Annotated in this window: 25 protein-coding genes; 10 read left to right on the top strand and 15 right to left on the bottom strand. The window is 62.5% G+C overall.

The genetic code is table 11. From position 1 onward, the window contains the following. Positions 1–9: 9 nt before the first annotated feature. The 4 genes from OEZ49_RS05700 to OEZ49_RS05685 all read left to right on the top strand — a co-directional run bounded on the left by OEZ49_RS05700 (position 10) and on the right by OEZ49_RS05685 (position 5,390). On the top strand, positions 10–1,056 hold the full coding sequence (locus OEZ49_RS05700; protein ID WP_263387413.1) for a glycosyltransferase family 2 protein: 1,047 nt from the start codon (positions 10–12) through the stop codon (positions 1,054–1,056). Positions 1,057–1,254: 198 nt separating this feature from the next. Continuing rightward, entirely contained in the window at positions 1,255–2,241 is a 987-nt protein-coding gene (locus OEZ49_RS05695; protein WP_263387412.1) for a glycosyltransferase family 2 protein, read from the top strand. Next, a complete protein-coding gene (locus OEZ49_RS05690; RefSeq protein ID WP_263387411.1) occupies positions 2,238–3,938 on the top strand; it encodes a beta-1,6-N-acetylglucosaminyltransferase in 1,701 nt (566 codons plus the stop codon). The genes OEZ49_RS05695 and OEZ49_RS05690 overlap by 4 nt, the downstream gene beginning before the upstream one ends. 6 nt (positions 3,939–3,944) lie before the next feature. Continuing rightward, entirely contained in the window at positions 3,945–5,390 is a 1,446-nt protein-coding gene (locus OEZ49_RS05685) for a sulfotransferase family 2 domain-containing protein (protein ID WP_263387410.1), read from the top strand. On the opposite strand, the gene OEZ49_RS05680 is transcribed toward OEZ49_RS05685, so the two are convergent. The 9 genes from OEZ49_RS05680 to hslO form a co-directional block, all read right to left on the bottom strand. Then, the gene (locus OEZ49_RS05680; RefSeq protein ID WP_263387409.1) at positions 5,387–6,295 is read right to left on the bottom strand and encodes a LysR substrate-binding domain-containing protein; all 909 of its coding nucleotides are present in this window, start codon (positions 6,293–6,295) and stop codon (positions 5,387–5,389) included. The genes OEZ49_RS05685 and OEZ49_RS05680 overlap by 4 nt on opposite strands. A 380-nt stretch (positions 6,296–6,675) precedes the next feature. Further along, positions 6,676–7,194, bottom strand: a complete 519-nt coding sequence (locus OEZ49_RS05675; protein WP_164131476.1) for a L,D-transpeptidase family protein — start codon at positions 7,192–7,194, stop codon at positions 6,676–6,678. Between the two features lie 62 nt (positions 7,195–7,256). Next, positions 7,257–8,042, bottom strand: a complete 786-nt coding sequence (locus OEZ49_RS05670; RefSeq protein ID WP_263387408.1) for an ion transporter — start codon at positions 8,040–8,042, stop codon at positions 7,257–7,259. An 18-nt stretch (positions 8,043–8,060) separates the two neighbouring features. Beyond that, positions 8,061–9,293, bottom strand: coding sequence for a class I SAM-dependent RNA methyltransferase (locus tag OEZ49_RS05665; RefSeq protein WP_263387407.1), 1,233 nt, complete (start codon positions 9,291–9,293; stop codon positions 8,061–8,063). Between the two features lie 39 nt (positions 9,294–9,332). Continuing rightward, a complete protein-coding gene (locus tag OEZ49_RS05660; RefSeq protein WP_263387406.1) occupies positions 9,333–11,165 on the bottom strand; it encodes an ABC transporter ATP-binding protein in 1,833 nt (610 codons plus the stop codon). Continuing rightward, positions 11,162–13,000, bottom strand: coding sequence for an ABC transporter ATP-binding protein (locus OEZ49_RS05655; protein WP_263387405.1), 1,839 nt, complete (start codon positions 12,998–13,000; stop codon positions 11,162–11,164). Before OEZ49_RS05655 ends, OEZ49_RS05660 begins: the two co-directional genes overlap by 4 nt. Before the next feature lie 197 nt (positions 13,001–13,197). Next, on the bottom strand, positions 13,198–14,349 hold the full coding sequence (locus OEZ49_RS05650; RefSeq protein WP_263387404.1) for a CCA tRNA nucleotidyltransferase: 1,152 nt from the start codon (positions 14,347–14,349) through the stop codon (positions 13,198–13,200). After that, positions 14,346–14,945 (bottom strand): CoA pyrophosphatase, encoded by a 600-nt coding sequence (locus OEZ49_RS05645; protein ID WP_263387403.1) that lies wholly within the window; start codon positions 14,943–14,945, stop codon positions 14,346–14,348. The genes OEZ49_RS05650 and OEZ49_RS05645 overlap by 4 nt, the downstream gene beginning before the upstream one ends. After that, positions 14,938–15,918, bottom strand: coding sequence for an Hsp33 family molecular chaperone HslO (gene hslO / locus OEZ49_RS05640; RefSeq protein ID WP_263387402.1), 981 nt, complete (start codon positions 15,916–15,918; stop codon positions 14,938–14,940). Before hslO ends, OEZ49_RS05645 begins: the two co-directional genes overlap by 8 nt. Before the next feature lie 77 nt (positions 15,919–15,995). Between hslO and OEZ49_RS05635 the strand changes: the two genes are divergently transcribed. Next, complete coding sequence (locus OEZ49_RS05635) at positions 15,996–16,448, top strand: NUDIX hydrolase (RefSeq protein ID WP_263387401.1); 453 nt, start codon at positions 15,996–15,998, stop codon at positions 16,446–16,448. On the opposite strand, the gene OEZ49_RS05630 is transcribed toward OEZ49_RS05635, so the two are convergent. Continuing rightward, positions 16,435–17,688, bottom strand: coding sequence for a PP2C family protein-serine/threonine phosphatase (locus tag OEZ49_RS05630; protein ID WP_263387565.1), 1,254 nt, complete (start codon positions 17,686–17,688; stop codon positions 16,435–16,437). The two genes, OEZ49_RS05635 and OEZ49_RS05630, sit on opposite strands and share 14 nt — an antisense overlap. A gap of 185 nt (positions 17,689–17,873) precedes the next feature. On the opposite strand from OEZ49_RS05630, the gene OEZ49_RS05625 reads away from it, so the two are divergent. Then, a complete protein-coding gene (locus OEZ49_RS05625; RefSeq protein ID WP_263387400.1) occupies positions 17,874–18,200 on the top strand; it encodes an Hpt domain-containing protein in 327 nt (108 codons plus the stop codon). 6 nt (positions 18,201–18,206) lie between these two features. Here OEZ49_RS05625 and ilvA read toward each other — a convergent pair whose 3' ends face one another. Further along, positions 18,207–19,433, bottom strand: a complete 1,227-nt coding sequence (gene ilvA, locus OEZ49_RS05620) for a threonine ammonia-lyase IlvA (RefSeq protein ID WP_263387399.1) — start codon at positions 19,431–19,433, stop codon at positions 18,207–18,209. Between the two features lie 153 nt (positions 19,434–19,586). Here ilvA and OEZ49_RS05615 point away from each other — a divergent pair, with 153 nt between their 5' ends. The 3 genes from OEZ49_RS05615 to OEZ49_RS05605 all read left to right on the top strand — a co-directional run bounded on the left by OEZ49_RS05615 (position 19,587) and on the right by OEZ49_RS05605 (position 21,610). Then, entirely contained in the window at positions 19,587–20,816 is a 1,230-nt protein-coding gene (locus tag OEZ49_RS05615) for an argininosuccinate synthase (protein ID WP_164131465.1), read from the top strand. Further along, positions 20,813–21,256 carry a DUF1810 domain-containing protein gene (locus OEZ49_RS05610; protein ID WP_263387398.1) on the top strand — a complete coding sequence of 148 codons (444 nt, stop codon included), beginning with the start codon at positions 20,813–20,815 and terminating at the stop codon, positions 21,254–21,256. The genes OEZ49_RS05615 and OEZ49_RS05610 overlap by 4 nt, the downstream gene beginning before the upstream one ends. Before the next feature lie 75 nt (positions 21,257–21,331). Further along, the gene (locus OEZ49_RS05605; RefSeq protein ID WP_263387397.1) at positions 21,332–21,610 is read left to right on the top strand and encodes an SCP2 sterol-binding domain-containing protein; all 279 of its coding nucleotides are present in this window, start codon (positions 21,332–21,334) and stop codon (positions 21,608–21,610) included. A gap of 10 nt (positions 21,611–21,620) precedes the next feature. Here the strand turns inward: OEZ49_RS05605 and OEZ49_RS05600 are convergent, their stop codons facing one another. Further along, on the bottom strand, positions 21,621–22,022 hold the full coding sequence (locus tag OEZ49_RS05600; protein ID WP_263387396.1) for a VOC family protein: 402 nt from the start codon (positions 22,020–22,022) through the stop codon (positions 21,621–21,623). A gap of 81 nt (positions 22,023–22,103) precedes the next feature. After that, positions 22,104–22,817: a sulfotransferase-like domain-containing protein gene (locus OEZ49_RS05595; protein ID WP_263387395.1), complete on the bottom strand. Its 714-nt coding sequence runs from the start codon at positions 22,815–22,817 to the stop codon at positions 22,104–22,106. Positions 22,818–22,979: 162 nt separating this feature from the next. Here OEZ49_RS05595 and msrA point away from each other — a divergent pair, with 162 nt between their 5' ends. Beyond that, positions 22,980–23,642: a peptide-methionine (S)-S-oxide reductase MsrA gene (gene msrA / locus OEZ49_RS05590; protein WP_263387394.1), complete on the top strand. Its 663-nt coding sequence runs from the start codon at positions 22,980–22,982 to the stop codon at positions 23,640–23,642. On the opposite strand, the gene OEZ49_RS05585 is transcribed toward msrA, so the two are convergent. Further along, the gene (locus OEZ49_RS05585) at positions 23,639–24,511 is read right to left on the bottom strand and encodes a ribokinase (RefSeq protein WP_263387393.1); all 873 of its coding nucleotides are present in this window, start codon (positions 24,509–24,511) and stop codon (positions 23,639–23,641) included. The two genes, msrA and OEZ49_RS05585, sit on opposite strands and share 4 nt — an antisense overlap. Positions 24,512–24,514: 3 nt before the next feature. Further along, on the bottom strand, positions 24,515–26,770 hold the full coding sequence (locus OEZ49_RS05580) for an NADP-dependent malic enzyme (RefSeq protein ID WP_263387392.1): 2,256 nt from the start codon (positions 26,768–26,770) through the stop codon (positions 24,515–24,517). Between the last annotated feature and the right edge of the window lies 1 nt (position 26,771).

The raw sequence follows: 26,771 nt of genomic DNA, 5'->3' as shown, positions 1-26,771 counted from the left end.
AGGGGCACGATGACCATCAGCCCAGCGCCGACATTGCAGCCGATCGGATGGGCCGATGCCTATCGGCTGCGATGGAAACGGCGTCGGCTGCTCTGGCGGTCATTTCGCAGCCGGCATGCGCTGACCCTATTGGCGGACCGGACCAACACGATCCGGCCCGGTCATGTGCTGGCTTTCACCACGCTCAGAAACGAGGCGTTGCGCCTGCCCGGTTTTCTGGAACACTACCGGACACTGGGCGTCGATCACTTTCTGATGGTCGACAACGGCAGCGACGATGGCAGCGTCGAGATGCTGGCGGAGCAGCCGGACGTGTCGCTGTGGCAAACCAGGGCGAGCTATCGCGCGGCGCGGTTCGGGCTGGACTGGCTGACATGGTTGCAGATGCGGCACGCGCACGGGCACTGGAGCCTGATGGTCGATGTCGACGAGTTGCTGATCTATGCCGATCATGATCGTTGCGACTTGCACAGGCTGGCTGGCTGGCTGGACAGCGAAGGGCACGACACCTTTGGCGCGCATATGCTGGACCTCTATCCCAAGGGTCCGGTGGGCGCGCAGAGCTTTGCCGCCGGGGACGATCCGCTGGCGATCTTGTGCTGGTTTGACGCCGGACCCTATCGCGCCCGGCGGCAACAGCCGATGGGCAACCTGTGGGTTCAGGGCGGCGCCCGCGAGCGGATGTTCTTTGCGGATGAGCCGCTGCGCTCGCCAACGCTGAACAAGATCCCGCTGGTCCGCTGGAGCCGGCGTTATGCCTATGTGAATTCCTGCCATTCCGCCCTGCCCCGGCATCTGAACGGCGCCTATGGCGGGCCGGGGGGCGCCGCGCCCTCGGGGGTGTTGCTGCATACCAAGCTGCTGCCCGACATTGTTTCCAGATCCGAGACCGAAAAATCCCGGCAACAGCATTTCCATGCCCCAGCGGATTTCGATCACTATTACGACGATCTGATGGCCTCGCCGGATTTCTGGACCCCGGCCTCGGTTCGTCTGACCGGGTGGCAGCAATTGGAGGAGCTTGGCCTGATTTCTTCCCTAGATTGTGCGCGATGATCAAAACACAACAGGAGCGCGGTGATTTTCGTGGCAGAATTGTCAAGCCCGGCGTAACGCTTCCTAAACCCGTTGCCCTGAAAGTTGTTTCGGTGACATAAACGGCTCGTACCACTTGGTTTTCTGGTGTTTTGGTGCGGTCGGGCGCGCATAGATTGATGGTTGGATAACAGCGTGAGCCTTTGGGGATCGTATAAAATGCGAGTGCGGCGCAAGCGCCGTCTTTTGCGTTGCCTGCGCAAGTCGCGCGAATTGCGATCGGTCCAGAACAACACCGCCGCCATCCGTCCGGGCGATGTCCTGCTGGTCAGCACCGTTCGAAACGAGAAGATCCGGCTGCCGTATTTCCTTCGGTATTACCGCGATATGGGGATCGATCATTTCCTGATCGTCGACAACGACAGCACGGACGGCACGCTGGCCTATCTCTCTGGCCAGTCGGATGTATCGGTCTGGCACACCACCCATAGCTACAAGTCGGCGACATATGGCGTCGACTGGATGAACTGGCTTAAACGGACCTATGCCCATGGGCATTGGGTTCTGGTCGTGGACCCTGACGAGTTCTTTATCTACCCGTTCTGCGACACCCGCCCGATACAGGCACTGACCGATTGGCTAGACAATTCCTCGATCCGGTCGTTCAGCGCAATGCTGGTCGACCTCTATCCCAAGGGCAAGATCGACGAAACACCCTATGTCGAGGGACAGAACCCGCTGGACATCACCAACTGGTTCGACAGCGGCAATTATACGATCAAGAAGAACCCCGATTACGGCAACCTGTGGATACAGGGCGGCCCGCGTAGCCGGGTGTTTTTCTCTGACCAGCCCAAGAAAGCACCGGCGCTGAACAAGATACCGTTGGTCAAGTGGAACAAGCGCTATGCCTATGTCAGTTCAACCCATGCGCTGTTGCCTCGCGGCCTGAACCAGGTCTATGAGGAATGGGGTGGCGAAAAGGCCAGCGGCGCGCTGTTGCACACCAAGTTCCTGGACACCTTTACCCAGAAGGCGGCCGAGGAGCTGACGCGAAAGCAGCATTACTCCAACTCGATCGAGTATACGGCCTATGCCGAGAGTGTGAAATCGCAGCCCGACCTGTGGTGCAAATGGTCCGAGAAGTACATCAACTGGCGCCAGCTTGAGATCCTGGGCCTCATGTCCAAGGGGAACTGGGCATGAGCACGGTGGGCATCGTCATGCTGGTTCACACGGCTTTGGGCCGGGCCCAACAGGTGGCGCATCACTGGACCGCATCGGGCTGTCCGGTAGTCATCCACGTAGACAAGAAGGTCCCGCGTCGTACCTATCGCGTCTTTCACGACGCCTGCATCAAGGATCCGCTGATCCGGTTTTGCAGCCGCCACCGCTGTGACTGGGGTACATGGGGGATCGTGGCCGCGTCGCAATCGGCGTCCGAACTGATCCTGGCCGAGTTTCCCGATATCCGACATGTCTATCTGGCGTCGGGTTCGTGCCTGCCGCTGCGCCCGGTGCAAGAGCTGATCGACTATCTTGCCAGCCGTCCGCGCACGGATTTCATCGAAAGCGCGACCACTGCGGACGTGCCCTGGACGGTTGGCGGTCTCGACCACGAGCGGTTCACTCTGCGGTTTCCGTTCTCATGGAAAAAGCAGCGCTGGCTGTTCGACAAATATGTGCATCTGCAACGGCGCCTGGGGTTCAAACGCAAGGTTCCGGCAGACATCGTTCCACATATGGGTAGCCAGTGGTGGTGCCTGACCCGCCAGACCTTGTCCGCGATCCTGCAAGATCCCGACCGGCCAATGTATGACCGCTATTTCAAGAAGGTCTGGATTCCCGATGAAAGCTATTTCCAGACGCTTGCACGGCAGTATTCGAGCAGTATCGAAAGCCGCTCGCTGACCCTGTCCAAGTTCGATTTTCAGGGTAAGCCCCACATCTTTTACGACGATCACTTGCAGCTTTTGCGCCGATCCGACTGTTTCGTCGCGCGCAAGATCTGGCCAAATGCGAACCGGCTGTACGATGCGTTCCTGACCGACAAGAGCGGAGCAATGAAACGGACCGAACCGAATCCCGGCAAGATCGACCGCATCTTTGCCAAGGCGGTCGAGCGGCGAACGCGGGGACGTGACGGGCTGTATATGCAGAGCCGGTTTCCCCGGCACGGCAACGAAAACGGGCTCACCTCAAACCCCTATTCGATGTTCCAGGGGTTCTCCGAACTTTTTGAGGATTTTGAACCCTGGCTGGCACGGGCTACCGGCGCGCGGGTGCATGGCCACCTGTTTGGCCCCGAACGGGTCGAATTCGCAGGCGGACAGACGATGATCAACGGCGCGCTTAGCGACAATGCTGCGATCCGCGACTATAACCCGATCAGCTTTCTGACCTCGCTGATCTGGAACACCCGGGGCGAGCGGCAGTGTTTCCAGTTCGGCCCGGCTGACAACCAGGAAATCAATTGGCTGCTGGCGCGCGACCCAAATGCGCAGATTTCGGTGATCACCGGCGCCTGGGCGGTGCCGCTGTTCAAGTCGAACCGCAATTTCGCCGATATCCGCAAGGAGGCGGCCAAGCTGCAGCAGACCGAGACCAAGCAACTTGAGATCCTGCGGTCGGTCTGGACCAAGGCGCGCGTGCGCATCTGGACCATGGCTGAATTCATCGAAGCACCGATGGAGCCGATCCAGACCATCGTCGACGAGATCGGGCCCGCCAATCCCCGACGCCTGACCGAGGCCCCGACCATGGTCGATCTGACTGGGTTTGGGCAGTTCCTGCAAAACCTCAAGAACCAGGGCATGCACCCCTATCTGATGGGTGATTTCCCGGTTGAACAGCCGCCGGTCAACACGCCGAAAACGAACCGTAAACCCTACCTGGTGCGATAAGCCCGAATGAGCAGCCCCTTTGATTACTTTGTCGTGTTCGCGGAGATGCGGACCGGCTCCAACTTTCTCGAAACCAACCTGAACGCGCTGGATGGCGTGGGCTGTTTCGGCGAGGCGTTCAATCCGCATTTCATCGGTTATCCGAACAAGACCGAGATCCTGGAAATCAGTCAGGCGATGCGCGATGCCGACCCCCAGTGCCTGCTGGATGCGATCCGGGATGCGCGCGGCATTCTGGGGGGGTTTCGTTATTTCCATGACCACGATCCGCGCATCCTGGATACGGTTCTAAGCGATCCGCGCTGCGCCAAGATCATCCTGACGCGCAATCCGCTGGACAGCTATGTGTCCTGGAAGATCGCCAAGGAGACCGGTCAGTGGAAGCTGACCAATATCAAGAAACGGAAAGAGGCACAGGCCCGGTTCGATGCCGAGGAATTCGCTCGCCATGTCGAGGAGTTGCAGGATTTCCAGGTATTCCTGTTGAACAGCCTGCAACGCGGCGGTCAGACGCCGTTCTACATCGCCTATGAAGACTTGCAGGACCTTGGCGTGCTGAACGGTCTGGCGCAGTGGCTGGGTGTTCCGGCGCGGCTGGAGGGGCTGGACGACAGTCTGAAACGGCAGAACCCCAGCCCGCTGACCTCGAAAGTGGTCAATGCCGACGAGATGATCCAGGCGCTGAGCGGTCTGGACCGGTTCAACCTGACCCGGACCCCGAATTTTGAACCGCGCCGAGGTCCGGCGGTGCCAACCTATGTCACCGGCGCGGTGACGCCGCTGATGTACCTGCCGATCCGGGGCGGGCCCGAGGATGAGGTGCGGCGCTGGATGGCCGATCTGGACGGGGTGGTCGACGCGGCGCTGGGCACAGGGCTGAACCAGAAACAGGTGCGCCAATGGCTCAAGGGCAACGAGGGGCACCGCTGTTTCACTGTGGTCCGGCACCCGCTGGCGCGGGCGCATGCGGCCTTTTGCCATCGGATCCTGAACAAGGGGCCGGGCTGTTTCACCAAGATCCGCAACACCCTTCGGCGGCAGTTCAACCTGCCCATCCCCGAGGACACGCCCGGCCCCGACTATGGCCGCGCCGATCACCGCGCCGCGTTCGAGGCGTTTCTGGAATTCCTGCGGATGAACCTGGCCGGGCAGACCGCGATCCGTATCGACGGGTCATGGTGCAGCCAGGCGCAGGCCATCGGCAGCTTTTCGGATTTCGTCAATCCAGACCTGATCCTGCGCGAGGATGAAATGGCCGAGGCCCTGCCGGCGCTGGCGCGGCGGTTTGGTCATACCGAACCGCCCGAACCCGCCATGGCACCAGCCGATACACCGGTTTCGCTGGCCGATATCTATGATGACGCGCTCGAGGCGCTGGCGGCGGATGTGTATCAGCGCGACTATATCGTTTTCGGCTTTGGCAAATGGTCAGACGGGACAGCGGCCGGCTAGGTCGCGAGATCTGGAGCAAGATCGGCGCAGGTGCTGGCGGCCCAGTCGCGGAACGCCCGCAGATGGGGTTTGTCCCACCGCTCGCGCCGACCAATCAGCACATAGCCCCCTTGCGGTGTGACACAGGTCATCTCGGGGAAGGGCAGCACCAGCGTCCCGGCCCGCAGTTCTTCGCGACACAGGGCAAGGTCCGCCATGACCACACCCGATCCCATCACGGCGGCCCTGGCGGCCATATCCAGATTGGGAAAGGTCGGGCCGCTGCTGGCATCCACGCCCTTCACGCCGAAATGGGTCAGCCAATGCGCCCAGTCCCGGCGTTGCGGTGTTTCGTGCAGCAGGACCATCCGCGCCAGGTCTGCCGGTGAGGTCAGCCGCTGTTGGCTGAGAAGCCTTGGCGAACAGGCCGGGGCCAGAACCATCGGAAAAAGTGGCATACTGGCAATCTCGGCGGACCGGCCCGGAACATGTTCGACCGAAACACCAAGATCGTATTCGGTGCCGTCAAATCCCTTGGCGCTGTAGAACTCGGTGGTCAGGCGGACACGGATGTCGGGATGCGCGGCCTGGAACTGCTCAAGTCTCGGAAACAGCCAGCGGATGGACAGCGCGGGCGGGCAGATGATCCGGACATCGCGGGTCATGGCAGAGATCTGTTCGGCTTCGCGCGCGATCCGGGCAAAGGTCTCGGTCAACACCGGCAGCAGCTGCCGCCCCGCTGCGGTCAGGTCGACGCCCCGGTGGTTGCGGTGAAACAGGGCAACGCCCAGATGCTCCTCCAACAGCTTGATATGGCGGCTGACAGCGCCCCGGGTCACGCATAGTTCCTCGGCCGCGGCAATATAGCCGTTGTGGCGCGCGGCGGCTTCGAAGGCGCGCAATGCGTTCAGCGGCGGCAATCGCATCGCAAATCCTTTGGATCAGGTTTTCTGGTCCATGCTACGAGAAAGCTTGCGTTGAAGGCAAGCACATGCGTGCCCAATCTAAGGTTTGAAAGAGCCTATGACAGGAAACACTATGGTACTGTGTGATACTTCACCGACACGCACCAAAACCCAGCCGCACGGGCACGTCTGGCCCTTTGGATGGATCAGCTTTACTAGACACGAGCCAAATCTGGACTGCGCAACGCTGGAGGCCGGGCTTGTCCGCCTGGCCGAAAGTGGGCCGCATCTGCTGGCCGATATCGGGTTTCAGGTGGACCCCCGTCGCAGCACCGGCGCCACGACGGTGTGGGTCTCGCCAATGAATGGTCTGGTCTTTGAACAACCGGGACCGGCAGCAGTCAGGCGCGCAGGGTAATGACCGTGCCGTCGCGCACCATGGCATAGATCTCTTCGATCTCGTCATTCTTGACCGCGATGCAGCCCGCGGTCCAATCTTGGGTTTTTTTCGCCCGTTTGCGTTCGCGCAGCAGGTTCGGCTCGCCATGAATGAAGATCTCGCCGCCCGGCCGTTTGCCCAGCGATTGGGCATAGGCGACATCGCGCGCGTTCGGGTACGAGATCCCCAGCGACAGGTGATACTTGCTGTTGGGGTTGCGACGGTCGATCAGATAGGTGCCTTCGGGCGTCTTGCCGTCGCCCTCGAACTGCTTGTGGCCGGCCGGGGCGAATCCAAGATCGACCTTGAATTCCTTCAGCACCTTTTGGTCGTTCAACAGGTACATCTTGCGCGCACCCTTGTTGATCACGACCGAGGTGACCGCAGGCCCGTAATACCGGCGAAACTTGCTGTTCCCGCTGCCACAGGCCGACAAGCCCAGGGTGGCGATTGCGGCCAGACCAAAATGCCGACGATCCATTGTTCTCACTGCCCTATGTTTGTTTGAGCCACCGCATAGCGGCGAATCCCGGAATTGCAAAATCACTTTTTGGTTTCGCCGAGTATCTTAATACGAGTTTCGATCTGATCCAAACGTGTCAGCACTTCGTCGCGATAGGCATCGGTGCGCACGCCGTCTTCGGCATGATGGGCGTCCTGCATCGAGTTGACGATGAGGCCCACCAGCAGGTTTACCACCGCAAACGTTGTGATCATGATGAAGGGGACAAAGAACAGCCAGGCATAGGGGTAGACCTCCATCACCGGGCGGACGATTCCCATCGACCAGCTTTCCAGCGTCATGATCTGGAACAGCGTATAGGCCGACAGGCCCAGATCGCCGAACCAGTCGGGAAAGCTGCTGGCAAAGAGCTTGGTGGCGATCACCGCACCGATATAGAAGATGATGGTCATCAACAGGAACACGCTGGCCATACCGGGCAGCGCGGTGATGAAGCCTTCGACCACGCGGCGCAGGCGCGGCGCGACCGAGATCACCCGAAGTACCCGCAGGATACGCAGCGCCCGCAGGACCGAGAGACCGCCGGCGCTGGGGACCAGCGCGATGGCGACCACGGTAAAATCGAAAAGGTTCCAGCCGTTGGTAAAGAAACGCCGCCCTTGTGCCGCCAGCTTCAGCCCGATTTCAGCGATGAAGATGGCAAGACAAGCATTGTCGATCGCCAGGATCAGGCCGCCCCAGTGCAGCATCAGATAGGGCGAGGTTTCCATCCCCAGCACCACGGCGTTGACCATGATGACAAGGGTGATGACCTGCCCGAATTGGGGACGGTCGATAAATGCCTGCAACTGCTGGCGAACCTGCATGCCAAATGCTCCTTTTCCTCAACCGCCGATATGGGCAAGCGAGAAGGAGGCTGCAAGCTCTACATGCGCCGACCACCGGAACTGGTCGACGACCTGCACCCAATTCAGGCGATACCCGACTTGGATCAGCGTTTTGGCATCGCGGGCAAAAGTGACGGGATTACAGCTGACATAGGCGATAACCGGCGGCTTGGCGCGGGCCAGTTCGGCCACCTGTGCCTCTGCCCCGGCGCGGGGCGGGTCCAGCACCACGGCGTCGAACCGGCTCAACTCATCGGGCAGCAGCGGGCGGCGGAACAGGTCGCGCGCCTCGGTCGTGAGGCGTTTCAGCCCTTGCGCCCGGCGCCAGCCTTGGTCGAGCGCGGCGGTCATCGTGGCCTCGCCTTCGACGGCGTGCACCTCGGCGGTTTCGGCCAGCGGCAGCGAGAAGGTGCCGCAGCCGGCAAACAGGTCAGCCACGCGTTTGGCACTTCCCACGATTTCGCGCACGGCCGAAAGCAGCGCCGCCTCGCCGTCTTTGGTCGCCTGAAGAAATGCACCGGGCGGCGGCACGACATTCGCCTTGCCAAAACGCTGGACCGGGGAATGGCGGCTGGCGATCACCTCGCCCTCCCAGGCAAGCCGGGCCAACCCGTGCTGCTCGGCGATCAGGGCCAGCGATGCCTCGAACGGGCCATCGAGCGGCTTGCCGCCGCTGACCGACACGTCGAGCCCGGCCTCGGACAGGGTCAGCGTGACCGCCAGAACCCCTTTGCGGCTGCCCCCCAAAAGCGCCAGCGCCTGGGCCACCGGGATGGCTGCGAGCAGCGCTGGATCGAGGAGCTGGCAATCGGGGATTTCGGTGATCACATCCGAGGCACGGCCATGGAACCCGGTCAGCGTGCCCTTCTTGGTGCGGCGCACGGCGATGGTGGCCCGGCGGCGTGACTGCGGCGGCGAGGTATGGATCGGGCGTAGTGGGGCATCGACCCCCTGTGCGCCGAGCGCGGCGCGCACCACCTCTTGTTTCCAGTCGGCAACAAAGGCGTCCGAGGCATGTTGCAACTGACAACCACCACAGGCGCGGTAATGGCGGCAGGGTGGCGAAACCCGGTGCGGCGAGGGGGTAACAACCCGCATGTCGGCCAGCGTGTCGCCCTCGGGCGTGCCGCTGACCACCTCGCCCGGCAGGGCGCGCGGCACATAGATCGGTCCGGGGGCGATACCGTCGCCCTGATGGCCCAACCGGGTGATGGTGATTTCCTGTGTCATGGCTGCCTGATACAGGGGCGCGCGGCGCCGGGAAAGCCCCTACTCCGCCGCCTCGGTCCGGATAAACCCGCCCGACTGGCGATGCCAGAACCGGGCGTAAAGCCCGTTCTTGGACAAAAGCGCATCGTGACTGCCGCTTTCGACGATGCGGCCCTGATCCAGCACCACGATCCGGTCCATTTCGGACAGGGTCGACAGGCGGTGCGCTATGGCCAGCACCGTCTTGCCCTCCATCACCCGGTGCAGCGCGGTCTGGATCGAGGCCTCGACCTCGCTGTCAAGCGCGCTGGTGGCCTCGTCCAGAACCAGGATCGGCGCATCCTTGAGGATGGCGCGGGCCAGCGCGATGCGCTGCCGCTGACCGCCGCTCAGCTTGACCCCCCGTTCGCCCAGATGCGCATCATAGCCGGTGCGCCCGCGCGCATCCGCGAGTGACTGGATAAACTCATGCGCCTCTGCCTTTTTGGCGGCGGCGATCATCTGCTCTTCGGTGGCCTCGGGGCGGCCATACTTGATGTTGTCGCGGGCCGAGCGGTTGAACATAGCGGTCTCCTGCGTGACCGTGCCGATCTGGCGGCGCAGGCTGTCTTGTGTCACGGTCGCGATATCCTGGCCATCGATGCGGATCGTACCGGTTTCGGCGTCATAGAGCCTGAGCAGCAGCGACACGAGCGTCGATTTGCCTGCCCCCGAGGCACCGACTATGCCCAGCTTCTCTCCCGGTGCGATGGTGAGGTTCAGCGCCTCGACCCCGCCGGTTTCGCGGCCATAAGCGAACCCTACATCGTCGAACACGATCTCGCCTCGGATCACGGCCAGTTCGGTGGCACCGCGCGCATCCTCGATCCGCACCACCTTGGCCAGGGTGTGCATGCCGTTCTCGACCTCGCCCACATTGGCGTAGAGCCCCATCAGCGTGAAGCTGACCCAGCCAGTCATCTGCGCGATCCTGACCGAGACAGAGCCCGCCGCCACGATATCGCCCGCGCTGGCCTGTCCGCCCTGCCACAGGAACAGCGTCGCCCCGATCAGCAATACCGGCAGGACACCCGCCAGAAACATCAAGATGAACCGGAAACTGGCCGAAAGCCGCCCGAAATCCAGCGAGCGTTCGCGCAACTCGACCATGGTCTTGCGCGCGGCGCTGTCTTCTTGCGTGGCATGGGCGAACAGCTTGACCGTCTTGATATTGGTGATGGTGTCCACCACCTGCCCCGACACCATCGCCCGCGCCCCCGCCCGCGCCGCCGACCGCTTGCGGATGCGCGGCAGATACCAGCGAACCAGGGTGAAATAGACCCCCAGCCACAGGACAAAGGGCACCATGACCAAAGGATGGATTGCCCCCAAAAGCACAAGGCTGCCCGCCAGCGAGGCTAGGGCAAAGACGACGGCGCTGATGGTTTCCGACACGACCGAGGCCAGGGCATTGGCCGTCTGCATCTGTTTCTGGGCGATGCGGCCAGCGAAATCGTCGTCGAAATAGCTGACCGACTGGCCCAGCGTCCATCGGTTCAGCCGCGCCAGTACCAGCGGCGTGATGTTCGGCATGACAATATAGTTGTTCGACAGGGCCGAGAGGCCAAAGGCCGCGGGGCGGATCAGCATGAAGAACGCCGCCGCCCACAGGACCGGGCCAAGATTTTCGGCGCTTAAGACGCCCCCCGGCCCGCTGTCGACGGCGGTGTCGATGACCTGACCCAGAATCCAGGCCGTACCCGCCTCGAACATGCCCGCAAGGGCCGAAAAGGCCGCCGCTGCAAACAGCACGGGCCAGGCCCCGGTCAGGCACCAGCGGATGAACGCCCCCAGCCGTTGCGGCGGGGGCGTGTCCGTCTCACGGAACGGGTCGATAAGGTCGGCCAGCCTCATTCGGCGGCCTCGGTGTTGAGGAACCCGCCCGACTGACGCGCCCAGAACTGCGCATAGACCCCGTCGCGCGCCAAGAGGTCGGCATGAGTGCCTTCCTCGACGATATGGCCCTGATCCAGCACCAGGATACGGTCCATCTGCGCGATGGTGCTGAGCCGGTGCGCGATGGCAATCACCGTCTTTCCCTGCATCATGCCATAGAGCGTGTCCTGAATGGCGGCCTCGACTTCGGAATCTAGCGCGCTGGTCGCCTCGTCCAACAGGAGGATCGGCGCGTCCTTCAGGATCACCCGCGCCAGCGTCACCCGCTGCCGTTGGCCCCCGCTCAGCTTGACACCCCGTTCGCCCACATGCGCGTCATATCCGCGCCTGCCCTGCGGGTCTTCGAGATCGAGGATGAAGTCATGCGCCTCGGCCTGTCTGGCGGCGGCAAGCATCTCTTCCTCGGTGGCGTCGGGACGACCATAGAGGATGTTGTCCCGCACCGAGCGATGCAACAGCGCGCTGTCCTGCTGTACCATGCCGATATGGCTGCGCAGGCTGTCCTGTGTTACCCGGGCGATATCCTGACCGTCGATCAGGATCCGGCCGCTGTCGGGGTCGTAGAACCTGAGCAGCAGCTTGACCAGCGTCGACTTTCCCGCGCCCGACCGGCCGATCAGGCCGATCTTTTCGCCCGGCGCGATGGTCAGGTCGATGCGGTCGAGCCCGCCCGCGCCCCGCCCGTAGTGATGCGAAAGCTGCTGCAACTCGATCCGACCCTCGGTCAACCGCAGAGGAGCCGCGCCGGGCGCATCGACCAGGTCGATGGGCTGTGCGATGGTCTGCATCCCTTCGGCCACAACGCCCAACTGCCGGAAGAAGCTGGTCAAAGCCCACATGATCCAGCCGGTCATCGCATTTAGCCGCAGGGTCAGGGCCGAAGCGGCGGCGACGACGCCGACGCTTGCCTGTCCCTGCATCCAGAGTGCGATGGCCCAGCCGACCACGCCAACGATCAAGAGCCCGTTCAATGTGACCAGAACAACGTCCATGATGGTAAAGATCCGCATCTCCACCTGAAAGGTGCGGCGGGTTTCCTCGATCGCCGCGCGGGCGTATTCGAGCTCATGATTGCTGTGGGCGAACATCTTGACCGAGTGGATGTTGGTATAGCTGTCCACCACCCGCCCGGTCACGGTCGAGCGCGCGTCAGAAGCGGCCTGCGACGCAGGCCCCACCCGCCGGATGGTCCAGCGCACCAGCAGCGCGTAAAGCGCGAACCAGATCAAAAGCGGCAGCAACAGCCGGATATCGGCGGCCATCAGCAAGACCGCCGCGCCCAGAAGATAGGCCAACGAAAACGAGATCGCGTCGAACACCTGAAAGATCACCTCGCCCGCGGCGGGCGGGGTCTGCATGATCCGGTTGGCAATACGCCCGGCAAAATCGTTCTCGAACCAGCCGACCGACTGGCGCAAAACGTGCTTGTGCGCCCGCCAGCGGATCAGGGTTCCGAAATTGGGCAGGATCGCGTTGTTCAAAAGCAGCACATCGGCCACATGCAGCGCGGGCCGGATCAGCAAGACGAACAGCGCCAGCACGATGAACTCGGTACCGTACTGCGCCCAGACCTCGATCGGTTCACCGTTCAGCACATCGACGACGCGGCCCATGTAATAGATCAGCGCAATCTCGACCCCGGCCACGATGACAGACAACAGCGCGGTCCAGAAAAAGACCCGCAGGAACGGGCGAGAGTAGTCCAGCAGAAAAGGCCACAGGCGGGTGGGCGGTGTATCGGTCTCGTCATAGGCGATGAAAGGATCGACGAGATTCTCGAAATAGCGAAACATGACGTATGCTCCAACTGAGCGGAAATCTTGGAAAATGCGAAGCAGGCGGCGTGCGGAACACCACCCCAAACGGGTCGGTTATTCCGGCTTAGCCGAACCAGAGCCCGTAATACATTCGCATCCCTCCTGTCAGGTTTCAGGGCCGACCGTAATCGGAAATGGACCGGTCTGTCACGAGGGAAAGTCTTGACCTTGCGTCAAAATTGGTCGGACAACAGCGCCGCGCGGTCAAGTGTGAAGCCAGACGAAATCCAGCGCGACTTGAGTTGTGCCAATTTTTCGCCCAGCGCCTTGCCGGAATAGGCAGGCATCAAGTCCTTGGCCGATATGGGAAAAATGGCCGCCGCGCCGCGCTCCACCTCGGTCAGGCAAGCGGGATCAAAGGGCGTTTCCAGAAGTGCGGCGCGCAGCAGCAAGGCATCGCGGGCGGCAGCGATCCCTAATTCGTGACCAAGTTCCCCCGGCGTGGCGGCGCCCGGCACCGCTGCCCGCAACCGGGCCAGCGCCGTCATCTGCGCCTTGCTCAGCCGCAGGTTCTCCATCACTTCGGGTTCGCCCAGCGTGGCAAGGCGGCGGATTGGATCGGCAGGCAGATCGCCTTCGAGATGGACCAGCGGGGCAAGCGCGCGGTCGTCCGCGCCGGGCAGGATCTGCGCCAGCACCCCAGTCGTGCGCATCACCGCCAGCGCGGGCGACGGATCGGGGGCGCCGAGCAGCTTCAGCAGTTCGGCCCCGACCCGTTCACGCGACAGCCGGGTCAGCCCGTCGAGATTGGCGGCAATTGCGGCCAGCGCATCACCATCGAACCCGGCCCCGTCATCGCCATACCAGGCATGAAAGCGGAAATAGCGCAGCGAGCGCAGGTAATCCTCGCGGATGCGGTCGGTGGCATTGCCGATAAACCGGACCCGGCGCGCTTGCAGGTCGGGTAGGCCATCGAGCGGGTCCAGAATGCTGCCGTCCGGCCGGGCATAAAGCGCGTTCATGGTAAAATCGCGCCGCGCGGCATCCTCGTGCAGCGAATCCGAAAATGCCACCACCGCACGGCGCCCGTCGGTTTCCACATCGCGGCGAAAGGTGGTGACCTCGTGCGGAATACCGCCTTTGACCAGCGTCACGGTACCATGTTCGATCCCGGTCGGGATCACCTTGATCCCGGCCGCCTGGGCCAGATCCATCACCCGTTCGGGCCGGGCGTCGGTGGCGATGTCGACATCACTGACCGGGGCGCCAAGCAGCGCGTTGCGCACGCAACCGCCAACAAATAGCGCCTGCGCGCCGCCATCGGTGAGGGCCCGGCAGACCGCCTGCGTCGCCTTGTGGGTCAGCCAGGGGTCGGTGATCTTCATTCGTCCTGCATCCTTGCTGCCAGCCCGCGCAGCATCCGCGCGGTCGCGCCCCAGATGTAATAGGGGCCCCAGGGCACAGTATAGTAATGCCGCCGCTGTCCGCGCCAGCGGCGCGACTGGACCGAGTATTTCCCCGGCGCCATGAGATGAGACAGGGGAACGGTAAACACCTCTTCGACCTCGCCCGGCTCGGGCCGGATGTCGAACCCGTGCTCGATCACGGCCACCACCGGCGTCACCATGAACGAGGTCACGGTTTCATGCGCGGGCAACGTGCCCAGCACCTGCGGCAGATCGCGCGGCAGGCCGATTTCCTCATGCGCCTCGCGCAGGGCGGCGGCGATCACATCGGCATCGCCCTCGTCCTGCTTGCCGCCGGGAAAGGCGATCTGGCCGGGATGGTGTTTCAACGCCGAGGAACGTTTGGTCAGGATCACCCGCGGCGCACCCTGCGCCAGCGTGACCGGCACCAGCACCCCGGCCGGGCGTAGCTTGCGCCCCTCGGGCAGGACGGTGCCGGGGTTCAGGTCGAAATCGCTCGACCCCGGCCCCGGCCGCGACAGCGCCGCCAGCAGAGAGGCGACCGTGTCATTCACCCTGGTTCGCCTCGAACCCGAGGCTCTCGGGGTCCAGAACGTAATGGGCGCCGCAGAACTGGCAATCGGCGGTGACCATGCCGTCCTCGGTCGTCATATGGCCGATGTCCTTTTGCGAATAGATCGACAGGCTCTGGCGTACCCGGTCGACGGAACAGGTGCAGCCGAAGCGAACCGATTGCGAATCGTAAACGCGCGGCTGTTCCTCGTGGAACAGCCGCACCAGCAAGTCGGTCGGCGGTAGGGCCGGCCCGATCAGCTCCAACTCTTCGACGGTGTCGAGCAGGATATTGACGCGGTTCCAGTTCTCGCCCTCTTCGCCATCGACAAGATCGTCGGCGCTCAGGATATCGCCATTGCCGGGACCGCTGGCGGCAAAGGGTGACGCCGTGGGCATGTGTTGCAGCATGATGCCCCCGGCGCGCCAGTGTTCGGGCACACCCGGTTCGATGGACTTGCCAAACCGCAGCACGAACCGCGTGGGCAATTGTTCGGACTGGGCGAAATAAGCCTCGGCACAGGCGCTGAGCGATCCACCCGCCAGCGGCGTGATACCCTGATAGGGTTGGGTGCCCTTGCCCTGGTCGATCAGGATGGCGAAATACCCCTTGCCGATCTGGGCAAACGGCGCCTCGTTGGTCAGGCGGTCGCGGTCGAAACTGGCATAGGCGCGGATGCGCGCCGGTTCGCCCTCAACCTTGGGGGCGTAATAGTCGGTGGCGATCATCCGCACCGGGCCGTTCGACTGCACCTGAAGCGACAGTTTCCAGCGCAGCTTGATCGTCTGGCCGATTAGCGCGGTCAACAGGGCCATTTCGGCCACCAGCGCCTCGACCACGGGTGGGTAGTCGTGCTGTTTCAGGACGCCCTCGAGAACCCCGTCAAGCCGGGCGATACGGCCGCGCATCTGGGGCAAATCCAACTGAAAAGGCAGGACCGTGTCGTCCCACGCGATTTTGGTTCCGATAGTCATGGGGTTTCCTTGTACGCCAGGTCTTGGCATATCGCGACCATATAGGGTCGGACAAGCCGCGTTGAAAGGGGCCTTACATGATCAGACGTTTCGGTGAAACCCCGGAACCGGGGCGGACATATATCCGCCGGGTTGGCGCCTATGCACTGTTGCCGCGCGGTGATGCGCTGCTGTTGACGTGCCAGACGGATCCGGATCCGGACCTGCAACTGCCGGGCGGGGGCATCGACCCGGGCGAATCGCCAATCACCGCCCTGCACCGCGAGGTTTATGAGGAAACCGGCTGGCTGATCGCGGCACCGCGGCGCGTCGGCACGTTCCGGCGGTTCACCTATATGCCGGAATACGACCTGTGGGCGGAAAAGATCTGTCTGATCTACTCTGCCCGGCCGGTACGCCGCCTGGGACCGCCGACCGAACCGGCCCATACCGCGCTGTGGATGGCCGCCGACGCGGCGGTCGAGGCGCTGGGCAACGCGGGCGACCGGCACTTTGCCGCCCGGCACCTTCGCCGTCTCAGGGACCGTTGAACTCCAGGAACGTGGCTGAAACGTCGTCTTCCAGCCCATGTTCGGCTGACATGACCTGTGTCAGCCGCCAGAACAGGTCATCCAGAAACTCCTGCCCGCCCTGTTGCGGATCGCAGTCCCGAACCAGTCTCAACAGACCTTCGGGTTCCAGCATTTCGCCGTTTTCCAGCCGACATTCCGTGAAACCGTCGGAGTAAAGCAGCAGACGGTCGCCGGGATGCATCTGGGTCTGGTATTGGGTATAGGGGATATCCGGCAACAGACCGATCGGAACGCCGCCCTCGCCAATGAACTCGGCACTGCCATCGGCACGCAGCAGCAAAGGGTGCGGATGCCCGGCCTGTACCATCTTCAACAGCCCGCTGCGCAGATCCATGATGGCGTAGACCATGGTAAAGTATTCCTCGATCCCGGCATCTGCGATCAGGCGCGAGTTCAGCGTGCTGGCCACCTCCTGCGGTGGGCGCAGCGCATAAAATCTGCCGAAGCGCTTTTCCATCGCAACGTTCTGATCGAAATAAAGGCTCGACAGATACCCCCCAAGCCGCGCGGTCATCATGGCAGATGTAATACCGTGGCCGGATACGTCGATGCTGTAGAATCCCAGCCGGTTCTCTCCGGGAGAAAACATACCGACAAGATCGCCGCCGATATGGCCGCAGGGTTTCAACAGCAAGCTGACCCGCGACCTACCAAAATCGCGGGTGAAATCTGGCACCAGGGATTCCTGGATCTTGCGGGCCTGTATCAGGTCCTTGTCGATAGCATCATGCGCGACCTTGAGTTCGTCCAGCGCGCGGGCGATCATCTGGTTCTTGCGCGACAATTCTCGCTGCATTCCCAGGATCCGGTCGCCTGCGGAAATCCGTGCGCGCAATTCGTCGGCATCAACCGGCTTAATCAGGAAATCGTCAGCGCCCGCATCCAGCCCGTGGGCCACCTCGTTCTTTTCGCTTTTGGAGGTGAGCAGGATGAAATAGCAATACTTGTCCGAATTTAGCCGCCGGAACGTGCGGCAAAATTCGACCCCGGTCATCCCGGGCATGACCCAATCGCTGACGATCAGGTCGGGCATCGAGTGCGCGCAGATTTCCATGGCCTGTTCGGCGCTGTCTGCCTCGATCACCTCAAATCCCCACTTCTTGAGAGAGCTGGACAGAATTCGGCGCTGCAACCGACTGTCGTCGACGACCAGAACCTTGCGGATTGCCCCGGGTTCCATTTCGGTCTGGGCCTCCATTTCCCTGCGCTGCAACACTGATCCCGCCCCGAACACACCAAAGTTTGATGACAGGCAGGTTTGGGACACGCCTCTTAACATCCAGTGAAACGGACAATTCTAAGCAACTGCACGGATCTCTTAACCCGGTGTTTACCGACAATGCCCTAACCAAGAGTGAAAGAAAGGCTGGTCGGAGGTGCCTCATGATCAATTGGCCCCGCGTTACACAACTCAGGGACGAGATCGGCGCCGAGGATTTCGGCGAAGTGGTGCAGCTGTTTCTGGAAGAGGTGGAAGAAGTGATTGATCGGATGCGCGAGAATCCCGATTCAGACAGATTGGAAAGCGATCTTCACTTCCTCAAGGGTAGTGCGCTCAACCTCGGATTCAGATCATTTTCCACCCTTTGCCAGGATGGAGAACGAAAGGCCGCCGCAGGCAGGGCGGACGAGGTAGATGTTGCTGCGGTGCTTCTAAACTTCGAACAGTCGCGCGATGTGTTCCAGGCGGAACTGGCCGCGCATGTGTAAGCGTGCTCAGATTACGAATTGGGCCAGTGTTTCGTTGCGGGTGATGTCGGTATAGGTGAACCCGGCCTCGTCCAGATGGGCATAGAGTCGCTCGAAATTCTCGGGCTTGCTGGTCTCGATCCCGATCAGGACAGATCCGAAGTTGCGTGCCGATTTCTTCATGTATTCAAACCGGGCGATATCGTCATCCGGCCCAAGAATGTTGAGAAACTCCTTCAGCGCGCCAGGACGTTGCGGCAGACGCAGCAGAAAGTATTTCTTGACCCCCAAATACCGTTGCGCGCGCTCCTTGACCTCGGGCAGGCGTTCGAAATCGAAATTGCCGCCCGAGGTGACGCAGACCACGGTCTTGCCCCGGATGAAGCTTTGCACATCGGCCACCGCTTCGACCGACAGCGCGCCGGCGGGTTCCAGCACGATGCCCTCGACATTCAGCATCTCTATGATGGTGGTGCAGATCCGATCCTCGGACATCACAAGCACATCCGACATGTGCCGCGACTTCAACAGGTCGAATGTCTTTTCCCCGATCCGGCCCACCGCCGCGCCATCGACGAAATTGTCCACATGGTCGAGCGTCACCGGATGCCCCGCCGCCAGTGCCGCGCGCAGACAGGCGCCGCCCTCGGGCTCGACAAAGATGCAATGGCTGCGATCCCCGAACCAGGTCGCCACCCCTGCCGACATGCCGCCGCCGCCGACCGGCAGCACCACATGATCAGGCACCCCGCCCAACTGTTCCTCGATCTCGACGGCCAGCGAGGCCTGCCCCTCGATCACATCGGCATCGTCGAAGGGGGATAGGAAATGCCCGCCCTCCTTCGCGCACCAGACTTGAGCGGCGGCCAGCGTCTGGTCGAAATAGTCGCCAGTCAGATGAATTTCGATCTGATCGCCGCCGAACATGCGGGTTTTCTGGATCTTCTGCTGCGGCGTGGTCACCGGCATGAAGATCACCCCGCGCACCCCCATGTGCCGGCACATATAGGCGACGCCTTGGGCATGGTTACCCGCACTGGCACAGACGAACAGCCCCTTCCCCGGCTGCTTGCGCATCGCGTTGAAGGCACCGCGGATCTTGTAGGACCGGACCGGGCTCAGGTCCTCGCGCTTGAGCCAGATATCGGCGCCATAACGCGCCGACAGATGGTCGTTGCGCTGCAACGGCGTGGCGGGAAAGACATCGCGCATCGCCTGTTCGGCAGCGCGGGCTCGGGTCATGAAATCGCTCATTCCGCCTGACTGCCGCAACCCCGCGCCCGAGGCAAGGAATACATTTGTGTGCCGCCGGTTGCTCCCGATTTCGTCGCACATCCGACGCCACAACTTGCCCCCAACCGCAAAACCCGCTAGGCCCCACACGTCATGCGTTTAAGGGGAAATCCGATGTCCGCGCCCAAGAAAGTTGTCCTGGCCTATTCCGGTGGCCTCGATACCTCGATCATCCTGAAATGGTTGCAGACCGAATATGGCTGCGAGGTTGTTACCTTTACCGCCGATCTCGGTCAGGGAGAGGAGCTGGAACCCGCCCGCAAGAAGGCAGAATTGCTCGGCATCAAGCCCGAGAACATCCATATCGAGGATGTGCGCGAAGAGTTCGTGCGCGACTTCGTCTTTCCGATGTTCCGCGCCAATGCGGTGTACGAGGGGCTGTATCTGCTGGGCACTTCGATCGCGCGGCCGCTGATCTCGAAACGTTTGGTCGAGATCGCCGCCGAACACGGCGCCGATGCGGTGGCCCATGGCGCCACCGGCAAGGGCAACGATCAGGTGCGGTTCGAACTTTCCGCCTATGCGCTGAACCCCGAGATCAAGGTGATCGCGCCCTGGCGCCTGTGGGATCTGACCAGCCGCACCCGCCTGCTGGAGTTCGCCGAACAGAACCAGATCCCGATCGCCAAGGACAAGCGCGGCGAGGCGCCGTTCTCGGTCGATGCGAACCTGTTGCACACCTCGTCCGAAGGCAAGGTGCTGGAGGATCCGGGCGTCGAGGCGCCCGATTACGTCGCCCAGCGCATCGTCGCGGTCGAAGACGCCCCCGACACGCCCGAGTTCATCGAAATCACCTTTGAAAAAGGCGATGCGGTGGCGATCAATGGCGAGGCGATGTCGCCCGCGACCATCCTGACCCGTCTGAACGAGTTGGGCGGCAAGCACGGTATCGGCCTCTTGGACTTCGTCGAGAACCGCTTTGTCGGAATGAAGTCGCGCGGCGTCTATGAGACCCCCGGCGGCACCATCCTGCTCGAGGCGCATCGCGGCATCGAACAGATCACGCTGGACAGCGGCGCGGGCCACCTGAAGGATTCGATCATGCCCCGCTATGCCGAGCTGATCTATAACGGCTTCTGGTTCAGCCCCGAGCGCGAGATGCTGCAGGCCCTGATCGACAAGAGCCAAGAGCATGTGTCGGGCACCGTCCGGCTGAAACTCTACAAGGGCTCGGCACGTACCGTCGCCCGCTGGTCGGATCATTCGCTCTATTCCGAAAAGCACGTGACCTTCGAAGAAGACGCGGGCGCCTACGACCAGCAGGATGCTAAAGGTTTCATCCAGCTGAACGCGCTGCGACTGAAACTGATCGCCACCCGCAACCGTCGCGTCGCGGACAAGTGAGCGCCGAAGACGACTTTGACGAAGACGACGAACTTGAGATGTTCGTCGAAGCGCAGGACACCGTTTGGCCGGATGTCCTGCGTGAACTGACTGCGGGACAGAAGACGAGCCACTGGATGTGGTTCGTCTTTCCGCAACTGGCCGAACTGGGCCGGTCGCATATGGCACAGCTTTATGGAGTCGAGGATCTGGACGAGGCCGCCGCCTATCTGGCCCACCCCATATTACGCGCCCGCCTGGTCGAGGTCAGCCGCCTGATGCTCGGCCACTCCGACAAACGGCCCGAGGATATCCTGGGCAGTATCGACGCCAGGAAACTGCGCTCCTCCATGACCCTGTTTGCCGCGGTGCCGGACGCGCCGGGCGAGTTCCGCGCTGTTCTGGACAGGTTCTATGGCGGGTCGCCCTGCCCCCTGACACAAAGCGCGCTGGGCGGCTGACTCTGCCCCTTGGTCAGGCTTGCCAAGCTTACGTCGGGCCCCTACCGCTTTTCCCAGCAACACGAGGGGTGCGACATGCTTCAGGACATCGCCGACAAGATGCAGACCGAACTGGCGGGCAAAAGCTTTGACGGATCGCTGAAATTCGATTGCGGCGAGGATGGCGTGATCGTTCTGGCCGACAACACCGCCAGCACCCAGGACCGCGACACCGATTGCACCATCCGTCTGAGCCAGGACAATCTGGTCAAACTGCTGACCGGCAAGCTGAACCCGATGACCGGAGTGATGATGGGCAAGCTCAAGATCAGCGGCAACATGGCCGTGGCGATGAAGCTGGGGCAGCTCCTGTAACGACCTGCGTTCAGGGCCTGCCGTCTGTAAACTGGACCAGATCCCAAAGCGTGCCGTAAAGATCGCGGAACACCGCCACGATGCCATAAGGCTGCTCCCTGGGCTCGCGGACAAATTCGATACCCTGATCGCGAAACGCCTGGTAGTCGCGCCAGAAATCATCGGTTCTCAGAAACAGGAACACCCGTCCCCCGACCTGATCGCCGATATATCGGGCCTGATGCGCGTCGGACGCCCGCGCCAGCAGGATCGAACAGCTATCCGCGCCCGGCCGCACCACGACCCAGCGCTTGTCCTGTTCCGGTTGATAGCTGTCCTCGACCAGCTCGAACCCCAGCTTGCCGACATAGAAACCGATGGCCTCGTCATAATCCCGCACAACCAGCGCGACATGAGCCAGAGATCTGCGCATCGATAGCCCTTTCCTCTTGCCCAAATTATCCCGGGGTGAATGCGCCAAAGGCGCAGAGGGGCAGCGCCCCTTTTCCCCGGTTCAGATCTTTTTTGCCTTCATCCGCTCGTAAAACGGCAATGCCGCATCCAGCACCGGTTGCAGCGCGCGCGGCACCTCGGGCAACTCGCCCTCGGGCCCGGCAAACCCGGTCGAGTTCCAGACGGCCCCGTACCAGTGCCGCGCCCAGACCCCATCGTCCTTGTGGCCACCCTTGGGCCAGTTCAGCATATGCGGCGACCACGGCACGCCGATCCGGTCACACAGCCGCTCCAACATTTGTGCCGGATTATCGCGGATATCATGGCTGTCGATCACCACCGGGTCGCCGCCCCAACCCGATACCTCGTCAAACAGTTCCGCCTGCTGAGCGAATCCGATATCTTCAAGCGTCGGGTTTTCGCGTTTCTCGGCATAGCTGGCGATCACCCGCGCCGGATGGCGGATCAGGAACACGTTGCAGACCGACCGCATCCAGTCGCGCGGGATGCCGGGGATCATGTGCTGGGTCATGTGTTTCTGGTACCAGAACGGCCGCGCGCCCGGATTGGCGCCGACCAGCATCGCCGCCACCTGCTCAGGGTCCTGCGATTGGGCGGCCAGAACCTCTTCCCGCATCGGGTGGTTCAGCCCGGTCATCGCCAGATAGGCGGCATAGAATGGCTCGTCAATTACCGCGCAATCGGTACGGGCGCCAAAGGCGTACATCATCGCCGTCGACAGGTTGCGCGGCCCCGACCACATCGCGATTTTCATCCCTGCCCCCTCAAGGTGTGAATTCGCGGGCAAGCTATCTGCCCCGCCCACGGGTTCCAAGGGGTAAACCGCCGATCAACAGAGCGTGACAAACCATGTCGGCAGCTTGTCGCACGGGTCCGATCGCGGCAGCCTGAAGATATCTGCAAGAGGAGGTCCGAAATGTCCCCGATCCAGACGCTTAAATCCATCGCCCTTGTTGCCGCCATGGCGCTGGCATCCGTGCTGCAACCCGCCCCTGCACGGGCGGCCCCTGCCGAAACTCTGACCGTGGCAGGCGGCTGCTTCTGGTGTGTCGAATCCGATTTCGAACAGGTGCCCGGCGTTCTGGGTGCAGTGTCCGGCTATACCGGCGGGACGGTCGAGAATCCCACCTACAAGCAGGTCACGCGCGGTGGCACCGGGCATTTTGAGGCGGTGCAGATCACCTTCGACCCTGACCGGGTTTCACGTGAACGCCTGCTGCATCTATTCTTCCGCTCGGTCGATCCAACCGATGCAGGTGGCCAGTTCTGTGATCGCGGCGACAGCTATCGCACCGCGATATTTGTCTCTAACAAGGAAGAATCCGCGCTTGCGGCCCAAGCAAAGGCCAAGGCCGAAGCTCAGTTGGGGCAAAAGGTCGTAACCCCGGTTCTGGATGCTGGGCCCTTTTATCCGGCAGAGGCGTATCATCAGGACTATTACAAGGGCGACAGCCTTGTGCTCACCCGGTTCGGCCCGAAACGACAGCACACGGCGTACAAGCTTTATCGCAATTCCTGTGGCCGCGATGCGCGGGTGAAACAGCTTTGGGGCGATGCGGCACCCTTTGCGGGCAGCTAGAACCGCGCCTCCAAAACCTCTTTCAGATCGGGGATAACATCGGCCGTGCCGTGACGCATCACCATCAGCGCGGCGGCGCGCATCGCCTGAGCAATCGCCTGCGGCATCGGAAGGCCGCGATCCATCCCGGACAGGACATAACCGGTAAAGGTATCACCTGCCCCGGTGGTATCGACCGCAGTGACCTTATGCGCGGGGTATTCCGCCGTTTTCCCCCGATTAGTGTCGAAATAGCGCGCGCCCTTGGATCCCAGTGTCACGATGACATGCTGCACCGGCAACTGATCCGGCGACAGGCCGGTTGCTTGTTGCAACTGCTCGGCCTCGACCGCGTTCAGGATCAGGAAATCGAGCCACGGCAGGACATCCCGCACCGCCTGCGCGTCAAAGGGGGCTGCGGCATAGCACACGGTCAGGCCGCGTTCGCGACCCAGCCGCGCCGCCTCAACCTGGGCGCTGGTCTCGTTCTGCATCACCAGCAGGTCGCCCGGCGTGGCATCCGCCAGCACATTGGCGATCCGCTCGGGTGATATCGCCCGGTTGGCGCCGGGCAACAGAACGATCAGATTTTCGCCGCCCGGCTCAACCGCGATGATGGCGTGGCCCGTGGGCGCCTCCAGCGTCGCGATATGGCGGGTATCGACGCCATATTCGGTCAGCCGGTCGACGGCCCAGCGCCCATCCGGCCCCACCGCGCCGATTTGGTGCACATGCGAACCCGCGCGGGCGGCGGCCACCGACATGTTGGCGCCCTTGCCGCCCAGAAACCGCTCCATCCCCGAGGCGGCCAGGGTTTCGCCCGGCCCGGGCAGGTGCGGCACGGCATAAACCATGTCCGCATTGATCGAGCCGAGGTTCCAGATCGCCATGGCCTAGCCGATCTCGGCCGAGGCCAGCACCGCCATGTTCAGAATGTCATTGGCGGTGGAGACGGTCGAACAGATCTGGATCGGCTTGTCGACACCGGTCAGGATCGGGCCAATCACCGTGGCGCCTGCCATCTCCTGCATCAGCTTGGTCGAAATCGAGGCTGAGTGCCGCGCCGGCACGATCAGGATATTCGCGGGGCCAGTGAGACGCGAGAAGGGATAGGCCTCTTTCGAGCGCGGGTTCAGCGCCACATCGACGGTCATTTCGCCTTCGAACTCGAAATTCACGCCGCGCTCTTCCAGCACCTTGGGCGCTTTCGTGAGCTTCTCGGTCCGCTCCGAGATCGGATACCCAAAGGTCGAGAAACTGACAAAGGCCACGCGCGGCTCCAGCCCCATATGGCGGGCCACGTCAGCGGCGCGTTCGGCGATGGTGGCCAGATCGTATTCATTTGGCCATTCATGAACCAGCGTATCGCCGATCAGCACAATCTTGCCCTTGTGCAACAATGCGGTGATCCCCGCCGCCCCATGCGCGGCGTCGGCGTCAAACACATGGCTGATCTGGTGCAGCACATGCGCCGACTTGCGGGTCGCCCCGGTCACCAGCCCGTCGCCATGCCCATGTGCCAGCATCAGGGCCGAGAACACGTGCCGGTCGCGCGCGGCGAGGCGATGCACATCCTTCTGATCGAACCCCTTGCGTTGCAGGCGCGAGTACAGGAACTCCTTATAGGCCTCCAGATGCGTGGTGTTGGCGGCGTTCACCACCTCCAACTCGCGCACCGCATCCTCCAGGCCCGCAGCTTCAAGCTTGGTCTTCACGTCGTCATGACGGCCCACCACCAGCGCCTTGCCATAGCCCGAGCGCTGATACATCACCGCCGCGCGCAGCACGCGGGGGTCGTCGCCCTCGGCAAAGATCATCCGGCTTTGCGCCTTGCGGGCACGGGCGTTGATGCCGCGCAGGATGCTGGCGGTCGGATCCATCCGCGATTTCAGGCCCAGCTCATAGGCATCCATGTCGATGATCGGCCGCCGCGCCGCGCCGGTATCCATACCCGCACGCGCCACGGCGGGCGGAATGCGGTGGATCAGGCGCGGGTCGAACGGGGTCGGGATGATGTAGTCGCGGCCAAACGTCAGGCTCTTGCCATAGGCCATTGCAACCTCGTCCGGCACATCCTCGCGCGCCAGCGCCGCCAGCGCATGAGCGCAGGCGATCTTCATCTCGTCATTGATCGCGCGGGCATGAATATCCAGCGCGCCGCGGAAGAGATAGGGAAAGCCCAACACGTTGTTGACCTGGTTGGGATAGTCGCTGCGCCCGGTGGCGACGATGGCGTCGCGGCGCACCTCGTGCGCCTCCTCGGGCGTGATTTCGGGGTCAGGGTTGGCCATGGCAAAGATGACCGGGTTGTCGGCCATGCTCTGCACCATCTCTTGCGTCACCGCGCCCTTGACGCTGACACCCAGGAACACGTCGGCCCCCTTCATCGCCTCTTCGAGGCTGCGCAGCTCGGTCTTGATGGCATGGGCCGATTTCCACTGGTTCATGCCCTCGGTACGGCCCTGATAGATCACGCCCTTGGTGTCGCAGACGATGCAGTTCTCGTGCCGCGCACCCATGGTTTTCAAGAGTTCGATACAGGCGATGCCCGCCGCCCCGGCGCCGTTCAGCACGATCTTCACATCTTCGATCTTCTTGCCCGAGATGTGTAGCGCGTTGATCAGCCCCGCCGCGCAGATCACCGCCGTGCCGTGCTGGTCGTCGTGAAAGACGGGAATGTCCATCTCTTCCTTCAGGCGCTGCTCGATGATGAAACATTCGGGCGCCTTGATGTCTTCGAGGTTGATGCCGCCGAATGTCGGCCCCATCAGCCGCACCGCGCGGCAGAACTCATCCGGATCCTCGGTATCCAGTTCGATGTCGATCGAGTTCACGTCGGCAAAGCGCTTGAACAACACCGCCTTGCCCTCCATCACCGGCTTGCCGCCCAGCGCGCCCAGGTTGCCCAGGCCCAGAACCGCCGTCCCGTTCGAGATCACCGCAACCAGGTTGCCCTTGTTGGTATAGTCATATGCCAGCCCGGGATCGGCCGCGATCGCCTCGCAGGGGACCGCCACGCCGGGGGAATAGGCCAGCGACAGATCGCGCTGCGTGGTCATGGGGACGGTGGCCTGCACCTCCCACTTGCCGGGGGTCGGTTCGAGGTGAAAGGCCAGCGCCTCTTCGTTTGTGATCTTCGCTTTGGGCATG

The organism is Ruegeria marisflavi (genome assembly GCF_025673445.1).
Lineage (GTDB): Bacteria > Pseudomonadota > Alphaproteobacteria > Rhodobacterales > Rhodobacteraceae > Ruegeria_B > Ruegeria_B marisflavi.
Note: the sequence above shows the minus strand (reverse complement) of the source record. Positions and strands in the feature narration are given on the sequence as shown.

What these genes read in the sequence shown, in the direction of transcription:
- OEZ49_RS05605 (WP_263387397.1), top strand. Translation starts at nt 21,332, where the DNA reads ATGCTTCAGGACATCGCCGACAAGATGCAGACCGAACTGGCGGGCAAA.
- OEZ49_RS05585 (WP_263387393.1), bottom strand. Translation starts at nt 24,511, where the DNA reads ATGGCGATCTGGAACCTCGGCTCGATCAATGCGGACATGGTTTATGCC.
- OEZ49_RS05695 (WP_263387412.1), top strand. Translation starts at nt 1,255, where the DNA reads ATGCGAGTGCGGCGCAAGCGCCGTCTTTTGCGTTGCCTGCGCAAGTCG.
- OEZ49_RS05655 (WP_263387405.1), bottom strand. Translation starts at nt 13,000, where the DNA reads ATGTTTCGCTATTTCGAGAATCTCGTCGATCCTTTCATCGCCTATGAC.
- OEZ49_RS05600 (WP_263387396.1), bottom strand. Translation starts at nt 22,022, where the DNA reads ATGCGCAGATCTCTGGCTCATGTCGCGCTGGTTGTGCGGGATTATGAC.
- OEZ49_RS05670 (WP_263387408.1), bottom strand. Translation starts at nt 8,042, where the DNA reads ATGCAGGTTCGCCAGCAGTTGCAGGCATTTATCGACCGTCCCCAATTC.
- ilvA (WP_263387399.1), bottom strand. Translation starts at nt 19,433, where the DNA reads ATGAGCGATTTCATGACCCGAGCCCGCGCTGCCGAACAGGCGATGCGC.
- OEZ49_RS05625 (WP_263387400.1), top strand. Translation starts at nt 17,874, where the DNA reads ATGATCAATTGGCCCCGCGTTACACAACTCAGGGACGAGATCGGCGCC.
- hslO (WP_263387402.1), bottom strand. Translation starts at nt 15,918, where the DNA reads ATGACTATCGGAACCAAAATCGCGTGGGACGACACGGTCCTGCCTTTT.
- OEZ49_RS05680 (WP_263387409.1), bottom strand. Translation starts at nt 6,295, where the DNA reads ATGCGATTGCCGCCGCTGAACGCATTGCGCGCCTTCGAAGCCGCCGCG.
- OEZ49_RS05615 (WP_164131465.1), top strand. Translation starts at nt 19,587, where the DNA reads ATGTCCGCGCCCAAGAAAGTTGTCCTGGCCTATTCCGGTGGCCTCGAT.
- OEZ49_RS05675 (WP_164131476.1), bottom strand. Translation starts at nt 7,194, where the DNA reads ATGGATCGTCGGCATTTTGGTCTGGCCGCAATCGCCACCCTGGGCTTG.
- OEZ49_RS05635 (WP_263387401.1), top strand. Translation starts at nt 15,996, where the DNA reads ATGATCAGACGTTTCGGTGAAACCCCGGAACCGGGGCGGACATATATC.
- OEZ49_RS05690 (WP_263387411.1), top strand. Translation starts at nt 2,238, where the DNA reads ATGAGCACGGTGGGCATCGTCATGCTGGTTCACACGGCTTTGGGCCGG.
- OEZ49_RS05580 (WP_263387392.1), bottom strand. Translation starts at nt 26,770, where the DNA reads ATGCCCAAAGCGAAGATCACAAACGAAGAGGCGCTGGCCTTTCACCTC.
- OEZ49_RS05685 (WP_263387410.1), top strand. Translation starts at nt 3,945, where the DNA reads ATGAGCAGCCCCTTTGATTACTTTGTCGTGTTCGCGGAGATGCGGACC.
- OEZ49_RS05650 (WP_263387404.1), bottom strand. Translation starts at nt 14,349, where the DNA reads ATGAAGATCACCGACCCCTGGCTGACCCACAAGGCGACGCAGGCGGTC.
- OEZ49_RS05595 (WP_263387395.1), bottom strand. Translation starts at nt 22,817, where the DNA reads ATGAAAATCGCGATGTGGTCGGGGCCGCGCAACCTGTCGACGGCGATG.
- msrA (WP_263387394.1), top strand. Translation starts at nt 22,980, where the DNA reads ATGTCCCCGATCCAGACGCTTAAATCCATCGCCCTTGTTGCCGCCATG.
- OEZ49_RS05700 (WP_263387413.1), top strand. Translation starts at nt 10, where the DNA reads ATGACCATCAGCCCAGCGCCGACATTGCAGCCGATCGGATGGGCCGAT.
- OEZ49_RS05630 (WP_263387565.1), bottom strand. Translation starts at nt 17,688, where the DNA reads ATGGAGGCCCAGACCGAAATGGAACCCGGGGCAATCCGCAAGGTTCTG.
- OEZ49_RS05665 (WP_263387407.1), bottom strand. Translation starts at nt 9,293, where the DNA reads ATGACACAGGAAATCACCATCACCCGGTTGGGCCATCAGGGCGACGGT.
- OEZ49_RS05660 (WP_263387406.1), bottom strand. Translation starts at nt 11,165, where the DNA reads ATGAGGCTGGCCGACCTTATCGACCCGTTCCGTGAGACGGACACGCCC.